At 74.3% G+C, this 17,616-nt stretch carries 11 protein-coding genes; 4 read left to right on the forward strand and 7 right to left on the reverse strand.

What is annotated here, in order from left to right; all coding sequences use genetic code 11:
- Positions 1–2: 2 nt before the first annotated feature.
- From JUB12_RS14330 to JUB12_RS14340, 3 genes are all read right to left on the reverse strand, one after another.
- On the reverse strand, positions 3–1,400 hold the full coding sequence (locus JUB12_RS14330; RefSeq protein WP_205696100.1) for an MBOAT family protein: 1,398 nt from the start codon (positions 1,398–1,400) through the stop codon (positions 3–5).
- A 104-nt stretch (positions 1,401–1,504) separates the two neighbouring features.
- The gene (locus tag JUB12_RS14335; RefSeq protein ID WP_205696101.1) at positions 1,505–1,900 is read right to left on the reverse strand and encodes a hypothetical protein; all 396 of its coding nucleotides are present in this window, start codon (positions 1,898–1,900) and stop codon (positions 1,505–1,507) included.
- A 37-nt stretch (positions 1,901–1,937) separates the two neighbouring features.
- Complete coding sequence (locus JUB12_RS14340) at positions 1,938–3,230, reverse strand: GDSL-type esterase/lipase family protein (RefSeq protein ID WP_205696102.1); 1,293 nt, start codon at positions 3,228–3,230, stop codon at positions 1,938–1,940.
- A 101-nt stretch (positions 3,231–3,331) separates the two neighbouring features.
- Here JUB12_RS14340 and JUB12_RS14345 point away from each other — a divergent pair, with 101 nt between their 5' ends.
- Complete coding sequence (locus tag JUB12_RS14345) at positions 3,332–3,865, forward strand: RNA polymerase sigma factor (protein ID WP_205696103.1); 534 nt, start codon at positions 3,332–3,334, stop codon at positions 3,863–3,865.
- The gene (locus tag JUB12_RS14350; RefSeq protein ID WP_205696104.1) at positions 3,862–4,815 is read left to right on the forward strand and encodes a hypothetical protein; all 954 of its coding nucleotides are present in this window, start codon (positions 3,862–3,864) and stop codon (positions 4,813–4,815) included. Before JUB12_RS14345 ends, JUB12_RS14350 begins: the two co-directional genes overlap by 4 nt.
- On the opposite strand, the gene JUB12_RS14355 is transcribed toward JUB12_RS14350, so the two are convergent.
- From JUB12_RS14355 to JUB12_RS14370, 4 genes are all read right to left on the reverse strand, one after another.
- Positions 4,812–13,577: a SpvB/TcaC N-terminal domain-containing protein gene (locus tag JUB12_RS14355; RefSeq protein ID WP_205696105.1), complete on the reverse strand. Its 8,766-nt coding sequence runs from the start codon at positions 13,575–13,577 to the stop codon at positions 4,812–4,814. The genes JUB12_RS14350 and JUB12_RS14355 overlap by 4 nt on opposite strands.
- Before the next feature lie 89 nt (positions 13,578–13,666).
- The gene (locus JUB12_RS14360) at positions 13,667–14,089 is read right to left on the reverse strand and encodes a nitroreductase family deazaflavin-dependent oxidoreductase (protein WP_205696106.1); all 423 of its coding nucleotides are present in this window, start codon (positions 14,087–14,089) and stop codon (positions 13,667–13,669) included.
- Positions 14,086–15,234 (reverse strand): zinc-binding dehydrogenase, encoded by a 1,149-nt coding sequence (locus tag JUB12_RS14365; protein WP_205696107.1) that lies wholly within the window; start codon positions 15,232–15,234, stop codon positions 14,086–14,088. Before JUB12_RS14365 ends, JUB12_RS14360 begins: the two co-directional genes overlap by 4 nt.
- Positions 15,231–15,677 (reverse strand): thioesterase family protein, encoded by a 447-nt coding sequence (locus tag JUB12_RS14370; RefSeq protein ID WP_241004273.1) that lies wholly within the window; start codon positions 15,675–15,677, stop codon positions 15,231–15,233. Before JUB12_RS14370 ends, JUB12_RS14365 begins: the two co-directional genes overlap by 4 nt.
- Positions 15,678–15,702: 25 nt before the next feature.
- Here JUB12_RS14370 and JUB12_RS14375 point away from each other — a divergent pair, with 25 nt between their 5' ends.
- Together JUB12_RS14375 and JUB12_RS14380 are read left to right on the forward strand one after the other, a co-directional pair.
- On the forward strand, positions 15,703–16,560 hold the full coding sequence (locus JUB12_RS14375; protein ID WP_205696108.1) for an adenylate/guanylate cyclase domain-containing protein: 858 nt from the start codon (positions 15,703–15,705) through the stop codon (positions 16,558–16,560).
- Complete coding sequence (locus tag JUB12_RS14380; RefSeq protein ID WP_205696109.1) at positions 16,560–17,612, forward strand: metallophosphoesterase; 1,053 nt, start codon at positions 16,560–16,562, stop codon at positions 17,610–17,612. Before JUB12_RS14375 ends, JUB12_RS14380 begins: the two co-directional genes overlap by 1 nt.
- The last annotated feature ends 4 nt before the right edge of the window (positions 17,613–17,616 follow it).

A 17,616-nucleotide genomic window follows, 5' to 3' on the forward strand; every position in this document is an offset into this window, starting at 1 on the left:
GCTCAGAACTGGAAGTAGATGAACGGCGGCACGCCCTGCGAGGGGATCGTGGCCGCCACGACGACGACGGTCGCGGCCAGGCCGGCGCTGAGCGCCGGGACCGGGAGGTCGGCGACCCACTTGCGGACGCGGAAGACCGCGCGCAGCGGGAGCAGGTGGCTGCCGATGACCGCGACGATCATCAGCACCGGCACGGGCGACCACAGCGTCGCGGGTCCCTCCGCGAAGAGCTGGCCCCACAGCACGAAGACGTCGTTCATGTCGGGCGCGCGGAAGGGGACCAGCGAGAAGCCCAGGAACAGCAGGACCAGGACGTGCTTGCCCCAGGTCGGCGGACGCCAGCGGAACTTCTGCGTCCACACCCGCTCGGCGCCCATGACGAAGCCGTGCATCGCGCCGAACACGATGAAGCCCCACGCCGCGCCGTGCCAGAGGCCGACGAGGACCATCGTGATGAAGTTGTTGATGAGCCCGCGGGCCGGCCCCTTCCGGGCGCCGCCGAGCGGGATGTAGATGTAGTCGCGCACGAACCGCGACAGCGTCATGTGCCAGCGCCGCCAGAACTCGCCGATGGACTGCGAGGCGAACGGGCGGTCGAAGTTCTTGGGGAACGTGAGGCCCATGAGCATCGCGATGCCGATGGCGATGTCCGTGTAGCCCGAGAAGTCGCAGTAGATCTGGACCGCGTAGCCGTAGAAGGCCAGCAGCGTGTCGGCCGACGAGTAGGCCTCCGGCACCGCGAAGACCGGGTCGACGACCTCGCGGGCCAGCGTGTCGGCGATGACGACCTTCTTGACGAGGCCGACGACGATGAGCAGCACGCCCGTGCCGACCGCGACCCGCTTGGGGTCCAGCGGCCGCCGCAGCTGGGGCAGGAACTCGCTGGCGCGGACGATGGGCCCCGCCACGAGGTGCGGGAAGAAGCTCATGTACAGCGCCAGGTCGACGATCGGCGGCGGCTGGAGCTGGCGCCGGCCGACGTCCACGACGTAGCTGATCGCGTGGAACGTGATGAAGGAGATGCCGACCGGCAGCGCGATCGACAGCACCGGGAACGGCGCGCCGAGGCCCACGTCGTCGAGGGCGGCGTCGGCCTGCTCGACGAAGAAGCCGTAGTACTTGAAGACGCCGAGCAGCAGCAGGTCGAGCGTCACGACGATGCGCACGAGCCACTTGCGGCGCTCCTCGTCGTCCGCGCGGTGGATCAGGTGCGCGAAGAGGTGGTTGCCGAGCGTGACGCCGCCCAGCAGGAACAGGAACTTCCAGTCGGCCGCCGCGTAGAAGACGTAGCTCGCGACGACGAGGAACCACTTCCACGCCCCGGGGGTGCGCACGAGCGCCCACGACACCGGCAGGACGACGGCGAAGAAGACCGCGAAGGTGATGGTGGGGAAGACCATGGCGTGAGGTGGCGGGTGCGATCAGGACGCCCGCCGACCAGCCGCCGGCACCCCCGCCGGGGCCTGCATCGGCCGCGCGGCGGGGGACCTTGAGCGGGGCGGCCCTACGAGGGGCGCTGCGTGAACTGCGTGTAGGCGTGCTTGATGGTCGCGCGGCCCTTCTTGCACGTCACGTTCGCGTCGAACTGGATCTTCGCGACGTTCGAACGGCGCTCCGAGCAGCGGTAGCCGTTGACCTTGCGGGTGCAGCGGCCGGCCTTGCCCGAGGAGGGCGGGGCGACGCGGCAGTTGTAGTAGTCGCGGATCATCTTGTGGCCCGCGGCGCAGCTGGCGCCGCCGCTGACGCTGAGGCTGCGCGTGTAGGTCGGGCCGTTCTTGGCGGAGCGGTTGTACTCCTCCGAGGACTTCAGCTTGCAGTTGGCGGCCTGCGCCTGCGACGGGATCGCGGCGAGGACGAGGAGGGCCGCAGCGCCGGCCAGGAGACGGATGAGCGTGGTCATGGGTGTGGGTGGTGGGTCGGGGACACGGCGGGGCCGGCTACTTGCCGGCCTTGGCGATCGCGTCGGCGAAGGCCTTGGCGGCGATCTTCTCGCCGGCCGGGGACAGGTGCACGCCGTCAGGGTCACGGACGTTCTGGCCGTCCACCTCCTGGCGGTACTCGGGGCCGAAGACCTGGTCGAGGCGCACGAGCTTGACCGTCGGGACGGCCGAGGCCATCCGGATGATCGCCTCGTTGACGACGTCGACGATCTCCTTCTGGTCCTTCAGCTTGGGCGGCGGGATCGTCGCCCAGAAGACCGAGCCGCGGTCGCCGCGGCTGTAGGTCTCGGCCATGTCGGTGATGCGGCGGGTGTACTCGTCGCGCCACGGCTGCTCGCAGCAGGCGACCTTGGCGCCGAAGGGCGTGGTCATCTCGAAGCCGTCGTTGCCGCCGAGGAAGACCACGGTGACCGTCGGCTTGTGGTTCTTGACCTGCGTGCGCGCGGTGGCGGTCCAGGGCTGGCCGAGGTCCTTCGAGACGCCGGTGCCCGGGCGCGTCTGGCGCACGACGCGGTACTTCGAGCGGTAGCGCTCGGCCAGCAGGGCGTCGATGCCCTGGACCTGCGAGTCGCCCGTGACGACCATGACGGGCAGCGCGGCCTTCGGCGCGGGCTTGCCGACGCCCACCTTCTTGTGGGTGTGCTTGCCGGCGATCTTGAGGTCGATGTCCAGGAGGCCCTTGCGCTTGCCGATCGTGCGGGTGACCGAGGCGGTCGTCTGGCCCGCGGCGAGCTTGACGCGCTTGCACCAGCGCGCCGTGCCGGTCTGGTTGAGGCAGACCTTGAGGAGCTGGTTGCCCAGCTGCCAGGTGTCCTTGAGCCCGATGGTGATCCGGGCGCCCGGCTTGACCTGGCTGGGCGAGGTGATCTTGATGCGCGTGTCGCACGAGGGCGTCTGCGCGTCGACCTCGGCCTGGAGGTCGCGGCCGTCCTTCGTCTTGATGGCGGCGCGGAACCTGCGCTCGGTGCGGTCGCAGCGCCACGGCAGCGCCGGGAGGCTGGCCGCGCCTGTCGGGCCCTGGCCCTTGGGATCGACCGAGGTGGCCTCGCCGAGGACCTCGACCTGGTCGCCGACGAGCTCCTGGAAGGTGACGATGGAGTCGACGGGCGAGAGCGCGAGCAGGTTGATGTGCGCGCCGTCGACGTTGACCGACAGCAGCGGCGCGGGCTCGTCCGCGGCGGTCGCCAGGCTCACCGGCAGGCCGATGGCGGCGAGGGCCGCCACGGCGATGAGGAGGCGCTGGACCACGCGGCGCAGGACAGGGGTGGTCGACGGCTTGCGGGACGGCATCCGGAGCAGTATCGGCCAAAGCGCCACCTTCTTGATGCAGCATGACCAGGAGGTCAGCACGAGGACCGTCACAGGAGGGGGCGCCGGAGCGATCTGGGGACGTGCGCCTCGACGATGCCGACGACGCCGCGCTGCTGGCCGCGACCGACCTGGTCGCGGAGCGCTTCGCCGTCTTCTACCGCCGCCACGTCGACACGGTGCTGCGCTTCCTGGCGCGGCGCGGGGTCGACGCGGCGACCGCCGCCGACCTCACGGCGGAGGTCTTCGCGACCGCCTACCTCCAGCGCCGGCGCTACGAGCCGCGGCGGGGGGACGCACGGGCGTGGCTGCTGACGATCGCCGCGCGCCGCCACGCCGACCTCGCGCGCCGCTGGAGCCGCGAGAAGCGGGCCGTGGCGGCGCTGGCGCTGCAGGTCCCGGCGCTCACCGAGGACGACGTGGCGGGCTGGTCGGCCCTCGTGGCCGCCGTCGAGGAGCTGCCCGCGGGCCAGCGCGAGGCGGTCCGCGAGCGCGTGCTCGAGGACCGCGCCTACGACGACATCGCCGCGCGCCAGGGCCTCAGCGAGGCCGCGGTGCGCCAGCGCGTCAGCCGTGGGCTGGCCACCCTGCGAACCCGACTGGAGGACGACCGATGAAGGACTTCACCACCGCCCTGGAGCACGACCTCGTCCGGGCGATCACCGCCCACGAGGCGACGGCCGCGACCGGCAGGCGTCTGACACCTGCCGCCCCGGCAGCTGTCAGCCGCCGGCCGGGGAGGTGGGTGGTCGGGGTGCCGGTGGCGGCGCTGGCGGCCGTCGCCCTGGTCGCGCTGCTGCCCGCGGGCGGCCCGGGCGCCGGCACGAGCGCCGCGTCGGTGCTGCGAGCCGCGGCGGCGTCCGCGGCGACCGGGGGCGAGGAGGGCTTCGGCGGGGTGCGGTGGGTGCGCTACACGGTGCGCCGCACGCAGCCGGTGATGGCGTTCGTCGCCGAGGGCCAGCCCTGGCGCCAGGAGGGTCGCGTGACCGACGAGCAGGACGCGGCGACGTGGGTCGACGCCGACTGGCAGGGCGTCACGCGCCACGAGCCGGGCCGGCTGGTCGAGGCGTCCGGGACCGGCAGGGCCGTCGACGACGCCGTCGCGAGCCCCGGCGTCCCGGCCGGCGAGGAGCCCTACCGGCGCGCGGAGGACGCGATCGACCGCGTCGACCTGCGCCGCCTGCCGCGCGAGGCCGCCGGGCTCGAGGCCGCGCTGCGCGCCGCCCGGCGCCCGGGCCTCGACGCGGCCACCGCGCGCTGGGACCTCGTCGTCTCCGTCGTGCGGCTCCTGTCGTTCGCCAACGCCCCCGCCGACCTGCGCGCCGCCGCCTTCGGGGTCCTGGGACGTCTCGAGGGCGCCCGGGCGCTGGGCGAGCAGCGCGACAGCCGCGGCCGCGCCGGCCAGGGGGTCGAGTTCGACGTCACCCCGGACCAGCGCGTGCGCCTCGTCGTCGACCCGGGCAGTGGCGACCTGCTCGAGACGACGACGTCCACGCCCGGCGGCTACGACACGCGCGTGACGTTCGACGCCAGCGCGCGCGTCGAGCGCGCCGGGCAGACGCCCTAGGGCGCGGCGGCCGGCGCGGGCGCGGCCGCCGCGAGGTTGGCGGCGGGCTGCGGTCCTCCGCCGGCCCCGGCCGCGCCGCCGCCGGCGGCCCCACCGACCGCGCCGGCGCCCGCGGCGGCAGCGCTCGCCTTCGGGGTGCCGGAGATGCCCGGAGGTGCCGCCACCTTGCTGTCGGACCAGTCGGCGTGGTCGGTCCCCGCCCGGGCGCCGGTGCGCAGCGACCAGGCCTCGAAGCCCAGCGTCGGCGAGAACAGCACGTCCTTGACCTTGAACGCGCCCTGCGTGCGGATGTCGAACAGCGGCTTGGCCTCGAGGTGCGAGCCGAGGCGCGCGACCGAGACGCCGGGACCGTCGATGGCCGACAGCAGGCGGATGCGCACGCGCGAGTCGGGCAGCGCCACCTGCTGGGTCGTCGCCTGCCCGGAGGCCTGGCCCGCCGGTGCGCCGGGCGCCGGGCCCGCCGCCGCGGCCTGCTGGGCCGCCGGGACGACGCCCGCCACCCAGCCGCCCTGGGCCTGCTGGCCCGCCGCGCCCGCCGGCCGCGCGCCGAGCAGCGTCTGCTGGGCGGCGCCCGCCGCCGGACGGGCCGGCCGCCACGTCGGCCGCGCGGCGACCCACGGCGAGGACGACACGTCGCGCTGGACGCCGAGGCCGCCCGCCTGCGCGTCCTGGATGCTGGCGCTCTGCCGGCCGCTCGGGTCGACGAGCCGCACGGGGTTGTCCTCCGCGTAGCTGTAGGCCGGCAGCAGGGCCGGGTCGTCCAGCACCGCCTCGGGCTGCTCGTCGAGGACCGGGTCGGGCTCGTAGAAGCCCTGGTCGCGCGGGTCGTACCAGCGCGGGCCCAGGCGGGTCACGCCGAGGTCGGCCTCGCGGAACGACGCGAGCGGGCCGAAGGGCGCCACGGGCGTCTGCGGCTTGTTCGGGGTGATCCACGGCTCGCCGCTGACCAGCCACTCCGTGCGCTGCACGAGCGCCCCGCCGTCGCCGGTGACGACCTCGACGTTGCCCTGCAGGTCCCGGCTCAGCCACTGCCGGCGCAGCGCGCCGGTCTCGTCGGTCGAGCTCGTCGCCAGGAGCTGGCCGCCGGCGAAGATCGACTTCGTCTTCGTCGTCCCCGCCTGCACGAGGTAGCGGTCGTCGACGAACCACTGCTCGGCCCGGCTGCCGCCGCCCAGCACGTTGGGGTCCAGGACGATGGCCAGCCGGCCGTCGGCGTCGTAGGTGAGCTCGCGTGTCTTCTGCGCCGGTCCGGTCATCGACCGCGCCTGGCCGTCGGCGTAGCGCGCGATCGCGCGCCGGTCCTGCGGCAGGGCGCGCACCCAGCTCGTCAGGCGGCCGTCGGCGTCGTAGGTGAACGTGCGGTCGTTGGCCCGCGTGACGCGGTGCGACCCGCCCGGGGCGTAGGTGAAGGCCGTCGTGTAGGTCGTGGCGGCGACCGGCGACGCCGAGCGGTCGTTCGGCCCGTCGTACTGGCCGTCGAGCTGCGCCTTGCGCGCGATGTTGCCCGCCGCGTCGTACTCGAGGGCGATCGACGCCTCACGCCGGTTGCCCGCCTTCTGCTGGCGGACCTCGAGCGCGGAGGTGAGGCGATGCAGGCCGTCGTAGCCGTAGGTGTCGGTGCCGGGGCTGCCCGCACCGCTCTCCTGGACGACCGGGAGGTCGTGGTCGACGCGCAGCGGGTTGCCGACGCCGTCGTAGGTCACCGCCAGGTCCTGGAGCTCCGTGGTCCCGGACGTCGTGACCTGGCGCTTGAGGCGCTGGACCGTGTCGTAGTCCCACGTCGTGCGCACGCCGTTGCCGGCGACCTGCACGCGCTTGTGGTGCAGCTCGTCGTACTCGAGCGCGTCGAGGTACCGCGTCGTGCGCGAGCCGAGCTTGCCCTCCATCCCGCGCAGCAGGCCGCCCGCGTCGTGGTCGTGGCGCAGCACCTCGCCGTCGGGGTAGGTCAGCTCCTGCAGGCGGCCCAGGCCGTCGAAGGCCGCCGTCGTGAGGAAGGTGCGGTTGACGTGCTCCTCCTCGCGCCCCGGGCCCACGCGCATCGTCGTGCGCTGGCCCGCGACCTCGCCGACGGGGCCGTAGGCGAAGACCCGCTCACCGGCGCCGTCCTTCACCGACGCCACGCGGCCCGCGCGGCGCTCGGGCGCGCCCTGGTCGCCGTAGGCGTAGGTGACGTCCGGCGTGCCCGTCGGGTTGTCGACCGCGACGAGCCGCTCGGCGTCGTAGCGCATCGCGATCTCCTGCCCGCGGGCGCGCAGCGTCGGGGTGACCTTGGCCACCTCGTTGCCCGCGGCGTCGAAGCGGTGCTGGACCAGGCCGGTGTCGGGCCCGCGCGAGGCGGTCCGCCGCCCGGCGAGGTCGTAGGTGTGCTCGGTCGTCGCGCCGCCCGGCTCGTCGACGCGGGTGAGCTGGCCGAGCGCGTCGTAGCCGAAGCGCGTGCGCCGCGTGCTGCCGTCGGCCGGCAGCTCGTCGGAGGCGCGCAGGTTGCCGCGCGCGTCGGCGTACGAGCGCTGGCGCTTGCCCGCCGCGTCGGTGACGGTCTCCTGGCTCAGCGTGGCGCCGAACGCCTCCGCGCCGCCGAAGCCGTACTCCGTCGTCGTCGAGGTGCCGTCGGGCCGCTGGAGCTTGGTGACGCGGTCCAGCAGGTCGTACGTCGTGGCCGTGGGCGCGACGGACGACCGCGCGGGGTTCAGCACGTGCGCGGTGCCCAGCGGCTCGGTCGTGGGACGCCACTGGCGCACGATGCGCCCGAGCGCGTCGCGCTCGCGCGCGCCCGAGACCACCATCACGTCCTGCGCGCTCTGGCCGGTGCGCGCGACCGTCGCGTCCTCCTTGGTCTGCACCTCGCGGCCCAGGCCGTCGACGAACGTCGCGGTCTCGATCGGGTCGTTCGGATGGTCGACGTCGTGGTGGCGGGCGAACGCCATGGGCGTGTCGGCGCCGAGGCGGTACTCGTAGCCGATGGTCGCCGTGCCGCCGCCCTGCTCGTAGGGCCCGGTCATCGACGCGAGGCGCCCCACGTCGTCGTACGTGTAGGTCGTCCTGTCGCCCGAGGCGTTCGTGCGCGAGGCGACCCCGCCGAAGCGCGGGTCGTAGGTCGCGCTCGCGGTCACGCCGTGGCCGTCGGTGACCTTGGCGACCTGCGCGTGCTGGTGGTCGTCGAACTCGTAGGTGACCGACTGGCGGCCGCCGTCGGCGCCGACCGGGCGGTCGAGCTGGGCGAAGTTGCCCCAGTCGTCGTAGCCCTGCTCGGTGACGGCCCAGTCCCCCTCGCCCAGGCGCTCCTTGAGCTCCGTGTAGCCGCCGTTGATGCAGAGGTCCTTGGCGCCGTCGCGCTCGCGCAGGAGCTTGCCGGTGCCGTCGCGGACGGTCATGCGCGCGGGCATGGAGACCCACGTCGCGCAGCGGTCCGGGTCCCACAGCGGCGAGATGCGGCCCTCCGGCGTCGTCGTCGGGCAGCCGCTGCCGTCGTTGTCGCACGAGGAGGGCGTGATCTCGAGGACGAGGTCGTCGGCCGGGTCGTCGGGCTCGCCGACGTCGACCTGCTTGACGACGTTGCCCAGGTCGTCGTAGTCGAACGTGTTCCACGTGCGCTTGCGCTCGGCGCCCGAGGCGTCGAAGCGGCGCTCCTCGAGCCTCGCGCGCTGGGGCGAGGCCGCCAGCGACAGGAGGTCCACGCCCGTGCGCCCGGTGAAGTCGATCGGCTCGCCGTCCTCGAGGTCGACGACCTCCCACTCGCTGCGCGACTCGCGCAGCGGCTTGTCGTCGGCGTCCGTCACCCGCTCCTTGCTCAGCAGGCCGCCGACGAAGACGTTGTCGTTGAGGTACGTGCGCTCGGTCTTGCGCAGCACCGGGTCGTCGAGCACGTCCCCGTCGCCCTGGAAGTCGCGCTCGACCTCGGTGACCTTGCCGTAGTCGAGCTGCTCGCGCTCGAGCGGGTCGTAGGTCGAGTCCTCGTAGCTGAAGGTGCTGAGCTGGACGTCCTTGCCGTCCCCGGGCCGGCCGTCGTCGACCTCGACGGACGCCAGCGCCCACTGCGACAGCGGCTGGTCGACCTGGTTGCCCTCGCGGCGGTAGCCGAGGCGGACCTGGCCGCCCAGCGTGTTCGTGACCGACTTGAGGAGGTTCGTGCGCCCGCGGCGGTTGAGGCGCACCTCGAGCTCGGAGTCGCTGTCGGAGCGCACGGAGTCCGGGTAGCCGTCGCCGTTGACGTCGGTGACCTGGACGTTGGCGTTGGAGACCTCGCGGTTCACGTGGACGCCCGGGTTCACGATGATGTAGCAGAGCGGCGAGGGCAGGCAGAGCGGCCCGATCCCGTAGGTGAAGTCGAAGCCGCCGCCGAGCCCGCGGCTGTGGCTCTGGGCGATCTGCTCGCCCGTGCCGACCTCGACGCCGCTCACCCCGACCGACCCCTCGAGCCAGTCGCCGTAGTCGATCTCGTCGAGCAGCCCGGCGCCCGAGCCGAAGGCGACCTTCACGTCCTCGCCGTCGCGGCGCAGGCGGTCCAGCACGCCGTCGCCGTCGAGGTCGACCCAGGAGGTGCCCTGGATCGTCACGCCCTCGTTGTAGGCCAGGCCGCCCGAGAACTCCTTGTTGTTGTACTGGAAGCCCACGGACGCGCCGAGGCTGCCGGAGAACGACTGGCCGATCTCGAAGCCGCCGTCGGCCCACGGGATCGCCCCGGCGAAGTCGTAGCCCTTGTTGAGCTTCACCGACACGCCGTCGCCGTCGACGATGACCTTGTCGGGCAGGCCGTCGCCGTTGACGTCGGCGAGGTCCTCCTCGAACTTGGGCAGGTCGCCGGGCATGTCGTCCAGGCCACCGCCCCACGCGGCGTTGGGCGGGCCGTTGGTGACCGACGTCTCGATGCCCAGGGAGCCGCCGATGTTGTAGCCCCACTCGGCCTTGTCGGCGTCGCCCGCCGCGGGCCCGCCGCCGGCCGCGCCGGTGCCGCCGGGCCGGCCCGCGCCGATCTTCGGCGACGAGCCGCCCGCGCTGGAGGACGCCGCGCCCTGGGCGGTGTTCGACTCGCCCTTCGCGTTGGCCTTGTGGCCCACCGGCGAGCCGGAGAAGCCGGCGTTGGCGGTGTAGGAGACGTCCTGGCCGACGGGGTCGACGCCGCTGCCCTCGGGCTCGTCGCTGTAGGCCCCGCGCGGGCCCGTGTACTTGACGTAGTCGGGCGAGACGATGTCCGGGAACCCGTCGCCGTTCATGTCGAGGTAGTCCAGGAGGCTGAAGCTCGGCCCGGCGCCGATCGACACCGTCGCGCCGGCCACGCCGGCGGTCAGCGCGAAGCCGGGAGCGGCGAGGCCGACGCGGCGCACGGCGCGCACGCCCTCGCCGGTCTGGTCGGCGCCCGGCTGCTGCACGGCCTCCGGGTCGTCGACGCCCTTGCGCGAGGCGCGCATGAAGCCGGCGCCGCCGACGATGTTGTCCTTCGCCCCGCGCCACACCGGGGCGAGGCCGGTCTGCCGGCCGTCCTGGTCGAGCAGCGGCAGGAGGTAGGGCGTGAACGGGAAGGCCCGGCCGCGCACCGGGTTGATGTAGCTCTCGTCGGCGCGCTCGAAGTCGGTCGGCGCGCGCTCGGGGAAGTCCGTGCGGCGGAACTCGAAGGCCTGCTCGTTGATCGGCGCCGTGGCGGGGTCGTCGACGCTGTCGTAGCCCGCGTAGCCCCAGCCGCGGTAGGGCAGCGGGAAGTAGCCCTGGACGCCCGCGAAGCGCCGGCTGTGGGGCAGCGGGTCGAAGCCGGGGATCGGGAACGGGCCGTAGGTGACCTGCGTCGACTTGACCACCCGCTCGGCCATCGGGTCCGGGAAGGTGAGCTCGAGGAAGACGTCCTCGAAGTCGTCCTTGTCGAACTCGAGCGTGCCCACCGTGATCGTGTGGGTGTCGCTGGACTCGATGGTCATCCAGCGCTTGCCCAGGAGCTTGCCGCGGGCCTTGGCCGAGAGCAGGACCTTCGTGCCCGGCCGCGCGCCGTCGGTGATGACCTCCGCGCGCACGCTGGCCTCGTCGCTGCCGTCGGACTCCCAGGGCACGGGCGGGGCGCTCGACGCGAGGTTCGGGTAGAGGCTGATGTCCGTCGGGACCTGCAGCTCGAAGGCCGGCTCGGTCGAGCCCGGCTTGGTCACCGGCAGCTGCTGGCCGTCGCGGACCGCCCGCGTGTAGTAGAGCCGCGGCGTCCAGCCCAGGGCGCTGACGTCGATGTCCGTGTCGCTCTCGAGCCGCACGGTGATCAGGTCGGCCGCCGTGTCGGTCGGCGCCTGGACGTCGAAGGAGGTGGAGACGTCCAGGCCCTCGGGGTAGGTCTGCTGGTCGTCGACGAGGTGGTCGATGATCGGCTGGCCGTTGCGCTCGACGATGATCCGGACGTCGTCGGAGGTCGGGCGCAGCTTGAAGAGCTTGGCGTCGAGCCGGACGGTGCCCTCCAGGGGCATGACGATCGAGCGTGTCGGGCGGCCGGCGAGCGTGAAGTCCTGGGAGGCCTGGAAGGTCCGCTGGCTGCGCCCGTTGACGTCGGCGGGCGGCGTGTCGTCGCCGAGGTCGAAGTCGGTGTAGGTGACCTTCGGGTCCCAGCGGACCTGGTCGAGCACGCCGTCGTCGACGGACTGCAGGCGGAAGTAGACGGCGTCGCCGCGCTCGACGTGGACGCTGGAGACCTCCGTGGGCGTGGCGGTCTGGCCCGGGGTCTCCAGGCGCCCGACCCACCGCTGCTCGTCGCGGACCTGGACGGTCGCGCGCACGCCGTCGCCGTCGTAGGGGCGGCGGGGCTTGCGCGTGTCGGGCTCGGGGTCGAGCGTGATCGGCGCGTCGACGTCGATCGTGCCGTCGAACGGCGCGACCCACCGGCGCACGGTGTCCTGCAGCGGCGAGGCCTCGCGCTGGTCGTCCTGCACCTGCTTGATCCCGGGCAGGAACGGCAGCGACTCGTCGCCGGTGCCGATGGGCACCTCGGTCCTGCCCGAGTCGCGCGAGAACGTCGGCGTGTCGCCGTCGAGGTGGTTGAAGAGCACGCGGCCGCCGCTGACGAAGTCGGGCAGGCCGTCCTGGTTGACATCGGTGAAGTACTGCTCGCCGACGTTGACGTCGGCGCCGACGCTGAACTGCACGCTCGCGCCGAGGTACGCCTCGACCGCCCCGCCCACGTTGACGTCGAAGTCCGTGGAGAGGTCGCTGAGGTCGACGGCGGTGCGCTTGTCCTCGCTGAAGCGGGGCTCGCCGGTCGGGCCGGACTCGTTGAGGCGGAACTTGATGTCCCCGCCGTCGCGGAAGACCTTGTCGGGCAGGCCGTCGCCGTTGATGTCCAGCAGCTCGGCCACGGACTCGGTCGCCGAGCCCGAGACGCTCACCGAGCCGCCGGCCGACGTGCCCTTCGTGGGGTTGAGCGGGTTGAAGCCCAGGTAGGCGTGCGCGTCGCCGCCCGTCGAGACCGACGAGCCCAGCGCGCTGGCCCCGAACGGCGAGAGGAGCTCCTGGCTGAGGCCGTCGGAGTGCGCCTCCCAGTCCTCGCTGCCGTCGAAGCCGTCGTAGTCGCCGTCGTCGTCGCGGACGTCGTCGAAGTACTCCATCGTGTTGCCCGCGAAGACGCTGCCGTCGGCGTCGACCTGGTCCACGCGGTCCAGCAGGGCCTTGCCGAACGCGCCCGTCCGGTAGTGCAGGTCGTAGCTGCGGACGGTCTGGGAGTGCTGGCGCGGCGTGGTGTCGTCCGTCGGCCCGGTCTTGACGACGATGCGGCGCAGGAGGTCGGAGGTGACCTCGAAGAACCCGCCGCCACCGTCGACGAGCACGTCCTTGCGCGGCTCGGGCGCCGGGCTGACGTCCTCGTCGCGCAGGAGCTCGACCTTGTAGGCCGGGTCGTCGGGCAGCCCGCCGCTGTTGGCGGGCAGCATCCCGGTGTAGAGGATCTCGGAGAGGTAGAGCTGGCGGCCGAGGGCGCGCTTGTCGGCGCCGACGCGCTTGCCGGCCACGCGGTCGTAGCGGTAGCGCACGACGTTCGTGTAGACGTCGCGCTGCGCGCTCAGCGCCCAGCGGAAGATGTTGCCGTCGTCGTCGCGCAGGACGGCGTCCTCGTCCAGGCCCGACGTCTCGCCGGCCGGGCGCTCGCCGTCGGGGCCACCGAGGTCGGGCTTGCCGCCGTACCAGCGCACGCCGCCGGACTTGTCGTGGACCTCCCACCAGTAGTCCTTCGGGCTGTCGCCGTGGCGGATGACGAGCTCGTGCTCGGTCTCGACGCGGCGGGTGAAGTCGGCGCGCCCGTCGACGCGGTCGCGGAAGCTCGAGCGCACGGCGGTCGGCGCGAGCTCGGCGCCGTCGAGCGTGTAGGTCTCGGACTCCTTGTCGGGCAGGTAGCGCGGGACGCCCCAGCGCTTGTCGACCTCGATCGCGCCGACGGACAGGTCCCAGCCGGTGCCGACCCAGCTCGAGCCGGCGGTGGAGCTGTAGGTCAGCGTCAGCTCGGGCTCGACGCCCGCGCGGCCGGAGGGCAGCCACAGCGGCAGCTCGAGCGCGGCGGCGCCGGCGTTGCCGCGGTCGGGCACGCGGACCATGCCGATCTGCTCGGCCGGGTCGGCGTGGCGCAGGCCCTCGACCGGGTCCTCGCCGAGGCCGGCGGGGAGCACCAGCGGCTCGGGCTGGATGAGCGACTGCTCGGCCCCGAGCAGCTCGGCGCCGTCCTTGGCGACGGCCGGCGTCGCGCCCAGCCCGGCGGCGACCGCCGCGACGATCGCCGCGGTCGTCCGGGTCGTGCTGCCCCTGCTCCAGCCCATGCCCGCGCCCCCCGCGGTCGAACGAAGTGCGACACGGTACAACGGACGGCAGGCGCGACGCGCCGGCGCATGTCCGGCGCGGGACGGCCTCAGGCGGGCTCGAGCACGACCACCGGGATCCGGCGGTCGGTCTTCGTCTGGTACGCGTCGTAGTCGGGCCAGACCTCGGCCATCAGGCCCCAGAGCCGCTCGCGCTCCTCGCCCTCGGCCACGCGGGGACGGACGGCGAGCTCGTCGGCGCGGACCTGGATCTTCGCCTCGGGGTCGGCCTGGAGGTTCTTGAACCAGCCGGGGTCGTCGGGTGCGCCGCCCTTCGAGGCGACGATGACGTGGTTGCCGTCGACCTCGCGGAAGATCAGCGGCGTCGTGCGCGGGTCGCCCGACTTCCGGCCCGTGGTGGTCAGCAGGAGGATCGTCGTGCCGTTGCGCCAGTGGAAGCCGCGCTCGCCGTCGGTCTCCCGGTAGGCCTGGACGTGCTCCTCGCCGAACAGCTCTTCGTCAGCAGCGCTCATGGCCAGCGTCCTACCCCCTCAGGCAGGACGACGACCTGGCGCACCGCCTCGCCGGACGCGAGGCGGTCCAGCGCGACGTTGACCTCGTCGAGCTCGAGCGTGTGGGTGAGCAGGCGGTCGACCGCCAGCCGGCCCGCGCGGTGCAGGGCGATCATCCGCGGCACGTCGCGCGACGGGACCGCCGAGCCCATGTAGGAGCCCTTGACCGTGCGCTCCTCGGCCACGAGCGAGACGGCCGGGACGGTGAACTGCCGGTCGGGGTGCGGCAGGCCGACGGTGACCGTCGTGCCGCCGCGGCGGGTCATGGCGTAGGCGTCGGCCAGCGCCCGCTCGTTGCCCACCGTCTCGATGACGTGGTGCGCGCCGCCGTGCAGCAGGGCGCGGACCTGCTCCACGGCCTCCGGCCCGGCCTGGACCGCCTCGGCGGCGCCCAGCGCGCGGGCGAGCTCGAGCTTGGCCTCCACGACGTCGACGCCGACGACCGGGTGCGCGCCGGCGGCCAGCGCGCCGAGCAGCGCCGCCAGGCCCACGCCGCCCAGGCCGACGACCGCCACGGACTCGCCGGGCGCGACGTGCGCGGTGTTGACGACCGCGCCGGCGCCCGTCGTGATGGCGCAGCCGAACAGCGCCGCGACCTCGAAGGGCAGGTCGTCGTCGACCTTGACGCACGAGCGCTCGGAGACGACGGCGGCCTCGGCCAGGGCGCTCACCCCGAGGTGGTGGTTGATCGGCGCGCCGTGGAGGTCGCGCAGCCGGCGCTCGCCACCGAGCAGCGTCCCCGCCGTGTTCGCCGTCGCGCCCGGCTCGCACAGGGCGGGTCGCCCGCCGGCGCACGGCCCGCAGTGGCCGCAGCTCGGCACGAAGGCGAAGACGACGTGGTCGCCCGCGGCCAGCCCCGTCACGCCGTCGCCGACCTGCTCGACGACGCCGGCCGCCTCGTGGCCGAGGAGCATCGGCATCACCCGCGGCCGCGAGCCGTCGACCACCGAGAGGTCGGAGTGGCAGAGGCCCGCCGCGCGGATGCGGACGAGCACCTCGCCGCGGCCGGGCCCGTCGAGCTCGACCTCCTCGACGGCCAGCGGCCGGGACCGGGCGTAGGGCGCCGGCAGCCCCATCTCGCGCAGGACGGCGCCGCGCACCTTCATGCCAGGCGCTCCAGCGCCGCGCGGACGCCCGCGGGGATCCCGGCGGGCCGGCGGTCCTCGCGGCCGACGAAGACGTGGACGAACCACCCGGCGGCCGCCGCGTCGTCGGCGCCCTCGGCGAAGAGGCCCAGCTCGTAGCGGACGCTCGAGCGGCCCAGGTGGCCGACCCGCAGGCCGGCGTCGATCGCCTGCGGGAACTCGAGCGCCGCGAGGAAGCGGCAGTGCGACTCGGCGCACAGCCCGATGACGTCGCCGCGGTGGATGTCGAGCCCGCCCTCCCGGATGAGGTACGCGTTGATGACGGTGTCGAAGAACGAGTAGTACTCGACGTTGTTGACGTGGCCGTAGACGTCGTTGTCCTTCCAGCGCGTCGTGATCGGCTCGACGTGCGGGAAGTCCTCGCGACGCGGCGGCGCGGCCGGGGCGTCCTGGGCGGCGGTCACGTGCGCATCCTGGCAGCATGGAGGCGTGGCCGACCCGAGAGGCGACCGCGGCGACGAGGACGACCGGGACGGCGACGCGCAGCGCCGCGCGGCGGCCTCCCGCGCCGCCCGGGCGCTCGAGGCCGCGCGCCGCGCCGCGGGCAGGGCCGACGCTCACCCGTTCTCCGTGCGCGTCGTCGAGGGCCTGCGCCGGCGCCTGCCCGGCGACGAGCGCTTCGGCGACCCGCTCTCGACCGCCGGCCGCGCGCCCGCGGAGGTCGTCGCGCGCGAGGTCCAGGCCTTCGAGCCCGGCCGGCCCAGCGCCGTCCACGGCCTCGGCCTCGGCGCGCTGCAGGTCTGGCAGGCGCTCGCGGAGGCGTCGGGCCGCGGGCGCGGGGACCGGCCGATCGCGCTGCTGCTGACCGACCTCGTGCGCTTCTCGTCCTTCGCCCTGGAGGCGGGCGACACCGCGACGCTCTCGCTCCTGCGCGACGCCGGCGGCGCGCTCGAGGGCGCGGTGAAGACCCACCGGGGGACGATCGTCAAGCGCCTGGGCGACGGGCTCATGGCGAGCTTCGCCCACCCACAGCAGGCGGTGGAGGCGGCCCTGGACGGGCTCGACGCCATCGCCGCCCTGGAGGTCGACGGCTACGACCCGCAGATGCGCGCGGGCGTCCACTGGGGCCGGCCCCGGCGGCTGGGCGGTGACCTCTTCGGCGTCGACGTGAACGTCGCGGCGCGCATCGGCGAGGCGGCGGGGGCGCAGGAGCTGCTGGTCAGCGAGGCCGCGCTGGCGCTCGTCGACGTGGACGCGCTCGACCTCGGCCGCTCCAAGCGCCTCAAGGCCGACGGCGCGCCGAAGGACCTGCGCGTGCGGCGGGTGCGCCGCGCCGCGGGCCCCTGATGCGCACGCTCGTCGTGTCCGACCTGCACCTCGGGTCGGTCGCCCAGCGCGACGTGCTGCGCCGCCCGATCGCCCGGGCCCGGCTGCTCGAGGAGGTCGCCCGGGCCGACCGCGTCGTCCTGCTCGGCGACACCGTCGAGCTGCTGGAGGGACGCCCCCGCCAGGCGCTCGAGGCCGCGCTGCCGGTGCTGCGCGAGCTGGGCGACACGCTCGGGCCGGGCGGCGAGCTCGTCCTCGTGCCGGGCAACCACGACCACGCGCTCATCGCGCCGTGGCTGCGCCGCCGGCGGATCACCGCCAAGCAGCTCGCCCTGACCGACCGCGTCCCGCGCAAGGCGACCCCCGCGCTCCAGCAGGTGGTCCGGGCGCTGTGCACCGGCGGCGGACGGGTGTCCGTGCGCTACCCGGGCCTGTGGCTCGACCGCTGGCGCACCGTCCTCGCCACCCACGGGCACTACCTCGACTGCCTGCTCGTGCGCGGCCTGCCGGGCCAGCCGCCCCAGCAGGGCGCGACGCCCGAGGACTTCGAGCGCGCCCCCGGCCCGAGCGCCGAGTCGGTCCTGCGCGTGCTCGGCGGCCAGCTGCCGCCGGCGTTGCGCTTCGGCGTGGACTCCGCCGCGGGGGTCGTGCGCCGGGCGACGCTCGCGACCCTGCCGCTCGTCATGCGCCTGCCCGCGGTCGACGTCCTCAGCCCGCTGCGCGGCTCGGGCGTCCTGGGCCACCGGCTCGGCACCGCGGGCATCGCCGCGATGGGCGACGCGGTCGGGCGGCTGGGCATCGAGGCCAAGCACGTGGTCTTCGGCCACATCCACCGCGCCGGGCCCCTGCCCGGCGACGAGGACGACCTCTTCGCCGCGCCCTCGGGCCCACGGCTGTGGAACACGGGCTCGTGGGTGCTCGACCCGCTGCTGCTCGGCGGCCCGCGCCGGCCGCACCCCTACTGGCCGGGCGGCGGCATCCTCCTCGAGGACGGCCGCGTGCCGCGGCCCGTGCGCTTCCTCGACGACCTGCGCCCACGGGACCTCGCACCGACCGGGGCTGCTAGTCCGTAGGGGC

Origin of the sequence: Conexibacter sp. SYSU D00693 (genome assembly GCF_017084525.1) — a bacterium.
GTDB lineage: Bacteria > Actinomycetota > Thermoleophilia > Solirubrobacterales > Solirubrobacteraceae > Baekduia.

Bases quoted from the DNA above. Each gene is read 5' to 3' on its own strand.
- JUB12_RS14330 (WP_205696100.1), bottom strand. From the start codon at position 1,400: ATGGTCTTCCCCACCATCACCTTCGCGGTCTTCTTCGCCGTCGTCCTG.
- JUB12_RS14335 (WP_205696101.1), bottom strand. From the start codon at position 1,900: ATGACCACGCTCATCCGTCTCCTGGCCGGCGCTGCGGCCCTCCTCGTC.
- JUB12_RS14340 (WP_205696102.1), bottom strand. From the start codon at position 3,230: ATGCCGTCCCGCAAGCCGTCGACCACCCCTGTCCTGCGCCGCGTGGTC.
- JUB12_RS14350 (WP_205696104.1), top strand. From the start codon at position 3,862: ATGAAGGACTTCACCACCGCCCTGGAGCACGACCTCGTCCGGGCGATC.
- JUB12_RS14355 (WP_205696105.1), bottom strand. From the start codon at position 13,577: ATGGGCTGGAGCAGGGGCAGCACGACCCGGACGACCGCGGCGATCGTC.
- JUB12_RS14360 (WP_205696106.1), bottom strand. From the start codon at position 14,089: ATGAGCGCTGCTGACGAAGAGCTGTTCGGCGAGGAGCACGTCCAGGCC.
- JUB12_RS14365 (WP_205696107.1), bottom strand. From the start codon at position 15,234: ATGAAGGTGCGCGGCGCCGTCCTGCGCGAGATGGGGCTGCCGGCGCCC.
- JUB12_RS14380 (WP_205696109.1), top strand. From the start codon at position 16,560: ATGCGCACGCTCGTCGTGTCCGACCTGCACCTCGGGTCGGTCGCCCAG.